Below are 9,251 nucleotides of genomic sequence, written 5' to 3'. Positions count from 1 at the left end.
GAAAGACTCCCATTGTCTTCAGTTTTTTTTCAGCAATTTTTGCAGCGTTTTCTTTTCGTTACTAACTTAGATCAGGTAATTTCGCCGCAGCATTTTTTTCAACACCTATAGCAGGCAATAAATTATCCAGGGCAGTGGCATAATTAATTGCGGCACTCCAGCTATCATATTCAGCCATTATTTTTGATAGCGTTGCTTGCCAGACGTCTTGTTCAACGCTTAGTAAGTCATTAATACTTCTTTTGCTAAGGGTATATTCATTTTTATAAACCTCGCGAGCACGCAGAGCGCTCTGCAATTGTATATTCCCGGCATTCATTCTACCGTGTGCTCCAGACCAGTCCGCCATAGCAACTGACGCTTTTTGTAGTACATCAAATCGAGCCTGATCGACTTGCGACATCGCCATTGTTCTTGCGCCTTCAGCCTGGTGAACTCGCGCTGAAACCGAACCGCCCTGGTAAATAGGGGCATCAATATTTAGCTGAATCTGATCGTCCCAATAGCTTCGGTTATCCGATTCATAACGCGTACGTCCACCTTTAAGGCTTAGAGTCGGCCAGTGCTGTGATTTTGCTTTTTCAACGGCATACTGAGCAGACGTTTCCATTGTCCTTGCGGCGAGCACAGATGGAATTAATGAATAATCAATATTATCAAGAGAATCCTCTCGAACGACTAATGCCTCAGGCACGGGTTGCAACTGCTCTGCATCAATACCGCTTAAAACAGCCAGTCTTGCCCGCGCGCTACTCAGCGCTGCATTGTATTGTTCAAACGTTGCCTGCATTCCCGCGACACGCGCTTGCGTCTGAAGCTCATCGGACGTAGAACTCAAACCAGCCTCTGCGCGCAATCGCGCCATATGCTGAACATTTTTAAGCGCAGTAATATTTTCTTTCGCTGCTTGTGTCAGTTCGGTATAGCGTCTGACTTCAACGTAGCTGAGAGCCGTTTTCTCAGCGACACCAGTCAATGTAGCCATAAGCTGGTACCGGTAACTATCTCGTTGTGCTTCAGACTGACTGATTGCGCTATTCGTTTTGCCAAAATCATAGACAAGCTGCGTCAGACTTAGCCCCCATGCTGCTGAGTTTTTTAGTGAGCCGCTTGAGTCTGTCGTCTGGCTATGCCCTGTATTGCCATTAAGTGATATTTGCGGCATCCAACCACTGCGTGCTTCGTCTATTTGCGCCTGGCCGATTCCCATTTGCGCGGCCTGCTGACTTATTGATGGGTCACGGTCAAAAGCAAAAAGAATACTTTCCTTCAGTGTCACAGACGCAACTCGGGCTGTGTTCGGTGTACCGTTATAGGCTTTCGCAGTACCACATACGATCATACCTGCAAATAAAAAATAAAATATTGTGTGCCTTAGGGGTACAAAAATCCGCACATGAGCCTCCATATTAATAGGGTAGATTCTCCTCCAGGATTCGTTTTTTAACCATTTGTCAAATAAGGAATAAATTTCCTTTCTCAACAATGAGCTCATTTATCAAGAAATGGTGAAATAGGATTTTCCCTAGTGAATATTATTAATTGACTTGGAGCATAACAAATACTGTACACCCTAACCATACCCACAATGTTAATGTGATGTTAATAGAATAAAGAATATTGCGGGATCTTTATAAAAGTCTGAAAGGTTGTTTTTTATACAAACATGAAAACTCTTTGTTATAAATAGGATTATTACCTCCCAGTAAATGAACATTTTTGCGTTAATTTCACAGCGTACTTAACACAAAGATTTTCAAACAAATGTCAATTTGTACCAAGACTATAGAATTTATTGACAAATATTTTTTGAATGGTCTTTTACTCAGGAGAGAAAAATAGTTGTAGATTTGATTGATACACATGGGCCACTATCGCTGAAGTGAAGGAAAATTGTGGGCTTTGGATTGAAAATAACAGGTGTGCTGGATGCTGCTGCTCGGGCTGCGAATGCAAATATTATTCAGCAACGGACTTGCTAATGACTATCAATAATCTGTGGAAAATTTAGTAATAAAAGAATATTTCAGTAAATATAATGAGGTTGACGCAATATAATTCTGATTATTGAGTCTTCTTTGTGAGGTGAGTCGCCACGGATAATCCAGGTACTACTGAGAAGTTGATAATATCTCTATGTGCAGGAGTTAAAGAAAAGCTATTAGATTACCTCGCTTTTGCGGTGCGAAACGCCTGCCTGGCAACAAGCATGTCACTAGCCCTCCTTTGGACGCCCCATCCAGAGATGGAAACGTCCGTTAGCGTTTGATTCGATAGTCAGCTCACACTAGCTCTTTGAGCTGCTCCTGCATATAGGTTGAAAAATACTCTGGATTCTTGATAAGGATGCGGTTACCGGAGGCGACTTTTTCTGCCCATCCGGCCACTTTTTTCGTGAACTCGGGATTCCATCCCTCCTGCTCACCTCGTGCCATTACAGCTTCCGGACTCGCTGGCACATTTAAGTCATGCAAATACTTTAAGATTCCCTTAGCGGTACTTTCGTCCATTGAATGGGGTACTGACGCCGAAGTGTTCATACCACCAATAAAATCCAATGCTTTCTCAATTGCTGTTGGCATGCTCTTATCCTTAAAATTAACCACGTGAGAGACACATTTATACTATGTACCCAACTTCGTCGGGATATCAAAGAGAACATCGCCTTTATTTGATTTACCCCGCAGCTAAACGCTTGCGGTGGCTGTTTTCTGCACGATTAATTCGCGATTCCGGCCAAAACCAGCCCGGTTGCCACCGCATTACGCGGCCCTTCGCTACCACGGATGTTGCCCTGTCCGGCGACAACGCCGTAGTGCGCCAGCGCATCGGTGATCATCTGCGGGATTTCGAAATCCAGCGAGGAGCCGCCCACCAGCACTACAAAAGCAATATCGCGAATGGAGCCACTGGGTGAAACCTGAAGCAATGCGCGCAGGCAGTTGGTCACAAAAACCTTCTCTTTGGCCTGTCGGCGCACCAGACGAATTTTTTCCAGCGAGGTGAGGTTATCTACCGGGATCAGCTCCCCCTCTTTCAGATACACCACTTTGGCGAAGACTGTCGGGCTGAGCGGTTCGCGGAAAAACTCTACCGCGCCGTTCTCATGGCGAATACTGAACAGGCTTTCCACTTTTGCCAGCGGGTATTTTTTAATCTCCTCCGCCAGAAACGCATCGTTTAGGCCCAGCTCAGTTTGAATTAACAGGCTAACCATATTTCCTGCACCGGCCAGATGCACCGCTCTCACTACGCCGTCGCTATTGATAATGGCGGCATCGGTAGATCCTGCGCCTAAATCGAGGATCGCCAGCGGTGCGGCGCATCCGGGCGTTGTTAGCGCCCCCGCTACGGCCATGTTGGCCTCCACGCCGCCAACTTCAACCGGCGTGTTTAACCGGGCGCTCAGCTCACTGGCGATGGCCTGCATCTGTAAGCGATCGGATTTCACCATTGCCGCAATGCCCACGGCGTTCTCCATTGAACACTCTCCAGCGATGCCGCCCTGCACCTTGCGCGGAATAAACGTATCGACCGCCAATAGATCCTGAATATGCACCGTGTTCATGTCATGACCGGTCAGTGAGGCCATCACCTTACGCACCCGCTCCAGCATGCCGCCTGCGTGCGTGCCTGCTTCACCACGAATATCGCACACGGGCGCACAGGCGCTTATCGCCTGCATAATGGCCTGCGCGCCTTGCGCTACGTCGGCTTCGCCGCCACGCTTTTCACCACGGATAAAGATCTTGCCCGCCGGGATCACCCTTGATCGCACATCACCCTGCGGGGTTTTCAGCACCACGGCGGAACGGTTGCCGATCAGCGCTCTGGCGATGGGGACGATAGTTTGCGTTTCCTCGGGCGTCAGGGCAAAGAAGGTCGCGATGCCGTAAGGATTCGACAATACCCGCACCACCTGCCCGGCGGCCGCCACTTCCACCGCCGCCAGCACCCCTTCCGGCACCTTCTCAAGTAAGGTGACTTCATCAACCACCGGCATTGGCCGACGCAGGCGATTGTTCACCAGCACGCCATCATCCTTTTTCAGGATCGCCGCCACCACGTTGATGCCGCGATCCAGCGCCGCATTGATAAGCCAGACCGCCTCGAGAAAATCCATTTCCTCGCCTACCAGCGGGATCCAGCCCTCGGCAAACCGATCCTCGCTTAACGCCGCCAGCTTCTCCACGGCGATAGTTGTCCCCATTCCCACGCCAACGCCGCCGGGCGTTTGCGGGTTATGGCCAATCATTGTCGATTCAGTAATGATGGTTTCAGTGATGGTTTCCATCGCCACATCGCCAATCACCGGCGCGGCCTCGTTGATGCAGATTTTCGCCACATCCTGAAGCGACCACGGGGTGCTATTCAGAGCCTGCTGCAGAGAAGCCACCACCCCGGCAATATTGTCCCGCGTGCCTTTCATACCGGTAGTGGCAACAATCCCGCTGGCGATAAAATGCCCATGCTGTGCCAACGCCACTTCGGTGGTGGCGTTGCCGATATCGATCCCTGCAATTAACGGCATGTTGCCTCCGTCACTGGCTGCCTTTACGCAGCTTGTTTCTCTGCTGATATATCTCTGCCGACTCGCGGACAAACCCGGCGTTCACCGTAGCGTGCCAGATATGCTCCAGTTCATCGGCAATAGCCTGCAGCTCAGCGAACGAAGAACGAAACGGGCGCAGCGCGTTGTAGATCTCCAGAATGCGGGCATCCGGGATCGCAATCAGCTCTGCCGCACGTCGGAAATTGCGCGCCACGGCATGACGCTGCATCTGTTCGGCAATCTGCGCCTGGTACTCCAGCGTTTGCTGAGAAATCCGCACATCCTGCGGTCCTACGCGGCCCGCCAGCACATTCTCAAGGGTAATGTCGGTTAGCGGCTTACCGCCAGGAGTCTGGATTTTCTCCGGGCAGCGGGTCGCTAATGGGTAATCCTGCGCGGTCATGATGTTGTCGTTCATGGTCATTCTCTTACCAGTGCAATATGCAGCGTGACGGGTGCAGCATCCTGCACCACGTGTTTGGTTTCTTTGATATGAAACAGCGCGGCCTTGGCCATAAATTTGGGCCGCACCATCTGGTCATTGACCACCGGCACCGGCGAAGGCGACTCTTTACGCGCATAGCGCGCGGCGTTTTTACCAATCTGGCGATAGGTTTCCAGCGTCAGCAGCGGAGCCTGAGAGAACAGCTCGAGGTTGCTCAGCGGCAGCAGATCGCGCTGATGAATCACCGTGGTTCCTTTCGACTGGATACCAATCCCGATGCCTGAACCGCTGAGATTTGCCGCATCCCATGCCATAAAAGAAACATCCGAGGTGCGCAGCACTCTCACCACTCGCGCATGCAGTCCCTCTTCTTCAATTCCGGCAACCAGCTCTTTCAAAATCGCGTTGTGCGGCATATCAATCAGGGTTTTATGCTGATACTTATCAAAGGCCGGGCCGACGCCAATCACCACCTCATCCACGCGTTCGTCCGCTTTAGCCGCCTCGCCTTCGCTCACCTGCAAGGTGAAAACCGGCTTACGTTCAGTTGTGTATTCCACTGTGTTCCGCCTTATTCGATCGAGCCGGGCTGAACCACGCCCGCAATATTTTTAATTTCCGCCCAGCGTTCGGCACTGATGCGATAGCCGGTACCGGGTCCCTGATAATCGTTAATGTCATTGACGGCGCTGACGACATCGAACTGGCGATCCAGAATCGCCGACGTTTGCAGATAATCCCCGGTGACGCGCTGCCTCAGCATGTTGAGGATATTGCTGGCGATATCTTCGAAGCCGCTGCAACTCAACGCGCTGACAATATCCAGCCCGGTGATATTGCGCTTCATCATCTCTTCCACGGCCGCCAGATCCTCCACCACATTGCGCGCGGGCATATCTTTGCTGCCGTGAGCATAAGTGGCGGCCTCCACTTCCTCATCGCTAATCAGCGGCAGGCCCAGTTCGCGGAACACCGCCTGAATGGCGCGTGCGGCCTTATTGCGAATGGCGATGGTTTCTTCTTCAGTCACCGGACGCAGACCGCCGTCAACCATCAGATCGCGTTGCAGAATGTTGTAATCATCGAAATCTTCAGCGTCGAAGTTCGACCCGGCAAACATGTTGTCGTAGTTGGGTACCGCGCTGTAACCGGAGAAAATAAAGTCGGTGCCCGGCAGCATCTGCATCAAGGTGCGGGCAGTTCGGCGAATATCGGAGTGGGAAAAGGTCTGATCATTGGCGGAGGCCACTTCAAGGTCGAGCATTGAGGCAATCAGGTTTTCCGCCAGCACCGCGCGGATCCCCGACGGCACAGCGCCGGTCATGCCGATACAGCTGACCGCGCCGTTTTGCAGCCCCTGTACGCCCGCGCCTTTGGTGATAAAAATGCAGCGCGACTCCAGATAAAGCATCGATTTACTTTCGGAGTAGCCCATCAGCGCTTCCGAGCCGGTGCCGGAGGTGTAGCGCATCTTCAGGCCACGCGACGCATAAGCCGAGGCGAGAAACGCTTTGGACCACGGCGTGTCATCGCCATCGGTAAACACCGATTCTGTGCCATAGACCGACACCGTTTCGGCGTAGCTGGTTAGCCCGCGCATTCCCAGCTCAAGCTCAGTGGCCTCTTCAACAGAACATTGCGTCAGCACACCGGGGCGACCACACTGGGAACCCACCAGCAGCGCCAGGGCGTTAAACGGCGCGTAGCGGGCGATCCCGACCGTCGTTTCCTGCTCGGAAAAGCCACGGATCCCCGCTTCAGCCGCGTCGGCGGCAATCTGTACCGGGTTATCTTTCAGGTTGGTGACATGGCACTGATTAGAGGGCGTGCGTCTGGCGCGCATTTTTTGCAGCGCCATCATCATCTCCACCACGTTCATTTGCGCCATTACCTCCACCGCTTTCGCTGGGGTGATAGCAGTGGTAATGGCAATTATCTCTTCCCGGCTGACGTGGATATCCACCAGCATTCTGGCGATCTCCAGCGCGTCGAGCTGCATGGCGCGCTCGACCTCGGCCACGTTAATGGCGTAGTCGGCAATGAAACGGTCAATCATGTCGAACTCGGCGCGACTTTTGCCGTCCAGCTCAACAATACGACCCTTTTCCACCTTCACCGACGAAGCCGGATCGTAGGGGCTTTCCATGGCGATCAGCCCCTCTTCAGGCCATTCGCCAATCAGGCCATCCTGATTTACAGGGCGCTTCGCAAGCACTTCGAATCGTTTTGATCTTCTCATAGTTTATGGACTCAAAAGATAAAAAATAGGGACGCCGGGCCGCATTGCCGGGGACACAACACCCAGCATTCGCCTTTCATCAGCAATGGCCGAACTCTAAATGAGCAGGACAATAAAAAAATAAAATTAATTTCGTTCCAATTTGGCACCGAATAAAAACGCATCGTTTCATATTGAAACGCAGCTCAGGAATATCCGCCGTGAATTGTGACGAGGTTAAATGATCATTATCAATAAACGTAAAAATGGGAAGATGAATTTAAATTTCCTGAAATGCATGCCCTATTGACTTAATAACGTGCGGCGAGAAAATAAGGTAAAGCCAATGATAAAAATAGCTGTCGCGCGATTTTTTTCGTGACCTCAGCCCTACAATATTTTCAGGAGAGACTGTGAATAAAAGCCAAAAAATCGCCACCATTACGCTGGCGGCTGCAAAGAAAATGGCGCAGGCCGTCGAGGCTAAAGCGTTTGATATCAACGTTCCGGTGGTCTTTTCTGTGGTGGATCGCGGCGGAAACACGCTGCTGATGCACCGTATGGACGACGCGTTTGTCACCAGTTGTGATATCTCTCTTAATAAAGCATATACCGCCTGCTGCCTGCGCCAGGGCACCCATGAAATTACTGATGCAGTACAACCTGGCGCTTCGCTATATGGTTTGCAGCTTACCAACCAACAGCGTATCGTTATTTTCGGTGGCGGTTTACCCGTCATGTTAAATGGGGAATTAATTGGAGCCATTGGCGTTAGCGGCGGCACCGTCGAACAAGACAGATTATTAGCAGAAACCGCGCTAAGTTGTTTCTCTGAATTATAATTTAAATCTAAGAAGGTATATTATGAGCTATCGTATGTTTGATTACCTGGTGCCAAATGTGAACTTCTTTGGCCCCAATGCTATTTCCGTTGTTGGCGAACGCTGCAAACTGTTAGGCGGTAAAAAAGCGCTACTGGTTACTGATAAAGGTCTGCGGGCTATTAAAGACGGTGCAGTAGATAAAACCCTCGCCCATCTGCGTGAGGCCGGTATTGACGTGGTGGTTTTTGACGGCGTTGAACCGAATCCCAAAGACACCAACGTGCGTGACGGTCTGGACGTCTTTCGCAAAGAGCATTGCGATATCATCGTTACCGTCGGCGGCGGTAGTCCACATGACTGCGGTAAAGGCATCGGTATCGCGGCGACCCACGAAGGCGATCTCTATAGCTATGCCGGGATTGAAACTCTGACCAATCCACTGCCGCCGATCGTCGCGGTGAATACCACTGCCGGTACCGCCAGCGAGGTCACCCGCCACTGTGTGCTGACCAATACCAAAACCAAAGTGAAGTTTGTGATTGTCAGCTGGCGCAACCTGCCGTCGGTCTCCATTAACGATCCGCTGCTGATGCTCGGCAAACCCGCCCCGCTGACCGCAGCGACCGGGATGGACGCCCTGACCCACGCCGTGGAAGCCTATATTTCCAAAGATGCCAACCCGGTTACCGACGCCGCCGCTATCCAGGCTATTCGTCTCATCGCGCGTAACTTGCGCCAGGCCGTAGCACTGGGCAGCAACCTGAAAGCACGCGAAAACATGGCCTACGCCTCTTTGTTGGCCGGCATGGCCTTTAACAACGCCAACCTTGGCTACGTTCACGCGATGGCGCATCAGCTTGGCGGTCTGTACGACATGCCGCACGGCGTGGCGAATGCCGTACTGCTGCCGCACGTGGCGCGCTATAACCTGATCGCTAACCCGGAAAAATTTGCCGATATCGCAGAATTTATGGGCGAAAACACTGACGGCCTTTCCACCATGGATGCCGCCGAACTGGCCATTCACGCCATTGCCCGTCTCTCCGCCGACATCGGTATCCCGCAGCATCTGCGCGACCTGGGCGTCAAAGAAGCCGATTTCCCGTACATGGCGGAAATGGCGCTGAAAGACGGCAACGCCTTCTCTAACCCGCGCAAAGGGAACGAGAAAGAAATCGCCGAGATCTTCCGTCAGGCATTCTGATAACCCAG

8 protein-coding genes are annotated in these 9,251 nt (G+C 51.8%); 2 read left to right on the top strand and 6 right to left on the bottom strand.

What is annotated here, in order from left to right; genetic code table 11:
* Window positions 1-61: 61 nt before the first annotated feature.
* The 6 genes from WHR59_RS03215 to WHR59_RS03190 form a co-directional block, all read right to left on the bottom strand.
* Window positions 62-1,342: a TolC family outer membrane protein gene (locus WHR59_RS03215; RefSeq protein WP_051642772.1), complete on the bottom strand. Its 1,281-nt coding sequence runs from the start codon at window positions 1,340-1,342 to the stop codon at window positions 62-64.
* A gap of 940 nt (window positions 1,343-2,282) precedes the next feature.
* On the bottom strand, window positions 2,283-2,606 hold the full coding sequence (locus WHR59_RS03210; protein ID WP_338843574.1) for a DUF1889 family protein: 324 nt from the start codon (window positions 2,604-2,606) through the stop codon (window positions 2,283-2,285).
* A gap of 113 nt (window positions 2,607-2,719) precedes the next feature.
* On the bottom strand, window positions 2,720-4,531 hold the full coding sequence (locus tag WHR59_RS03205; protein ID WP_047408499.1) for a diol dehydratase reactivase subunit alpha: 1,812 nt from the start codon (window positions 4,529-4,531) through the stop codon (window positions 2,720-2,722).
* 10 nt (window positions 4,532-4,541) lie between these two features.
* Window positions 4,542-4,970 carry a diol dehydratase small subunit gene (locus WHR59_RS03200; RefSeq protein ID WP_075145608.1) on the bottom strand — a complete coding sequence of 143 codons (429 nt, stop codon included), beginning with the start codon at window positions 4,968-4,970 and terminating at the stop codon, window positions 4,542-4,544.
* 2 nt (window positions 4,971-4,972) lie between these two features.
* On the bottom strand, window positions 4,973-5,557 hold the full coding sequence (locus WHR59_RS03195) for a propanediol/glycerol family dehydratase medium subunit (protein WP_043017711.1): 585 nt from the start codon (window positions 5,555-5,557) through the stop codon (window positions 4,973-4,975).
* An 11-nt stretch (window positions 5,558-5,568) separates the two neighbouring features.
* Window positions 5,569-7,236 (bottom strand): propanediol/glycerol family dehydratase large subunit, encoded by a 1,668-nt coding sequence (locus WHR59_RS03190; RefSeq protein ID WP_043017712.1) that lies wholly within the window; start codon window positions 7,234-7,236, stop codon window positions 5,569-5,571.
* A 392-nt stretch (window positions 7,237-7,628) separates the two neighbouring features.
* Between WHR59_RS03190 and WHR59_RS03185 the strand changes: the two genes are divergently transcribed.
* Together WHR59_RS03185 and dhaT are read left to right on the top strand one after the other, a co-directional pair.
* A complete protein-coding gene (locus WHR59_RS03185; RefSeq protein ID WP_338843573.1) occupies window positions 7,629-8,057 on the top strand; it encodes a heme-binding protein in 429 nt (142 codons plus the stop codon).
* A 22-nt stretch (window positions 8,058-8,079) separates the two neighbouring features.
* Window positions 8,080-9,243, top strand: coding sequence for a 1,3-propanediol dehydrogenase (dhaT, locus tag WHR59_RS03180; RefSeq protein ID WP_043017714.1), 1,164 nt, complete (start codon window positions 8,080-8,082; stop codon window positions 9,241-9,243).
* The last annotated feature ends 8 nt before the right edge of the window (window positions 9,244-9,251 follow it).

Origin of the sequence: Citrobacter europaeus, from assembly GCF_037482245.1 — a bacterium.
GTDB classification, from domain to species: Bacteria; Pseudomonadota; Gammaproteobacteria; order Enterobacterales; family Enterobacteriaceae; genus Citrobacter; species Citrobacter europaeus.
The sequence above is the reverse complement of the archived record's forward strand: the minus strand, read 5'-3'. Positions and strand labels throughout refer to the sequence as shown.

Bases quoted from the DNA above. Each gene is read 5' to 3' on its own strand.
- WHR59_RS03190 (WP_043017712.1), bottom strand. From the start codon at position 7,236: ATGAGAAGATCAAAACGATTCGAAGTGCTTGCGAAGCGCCCTGTAAAT.
- WHR59_RS03200 (WP_075145608.1), bottom strand. From the start codon at position 4,970: ATGAACGACAACATCATGACCGCGCAGGATTACCCATTAGCGACCCGC.
- dhaT (WP_043017714.1), top strand. From the start codon at position 8,080: ATGAGCTATCGTATGTTTGATTACCTGGTGCCAAATGTGAACTTCTTT.
- WHR59_RS03205 (WP_047408499.1), bottom strand. From the start codon at position 4,531: ATGCCGTTAATTGCAGGGATCGATATCGGCAACGCCACCACCGAAGTG.
- WHR59_RS03215 (WP_051642772.1), bottom strand. From the start codon at position 1,342: ATGATCGTATGTGGTACTGCGAAAGCCTATAACGGTACACCGAACACA.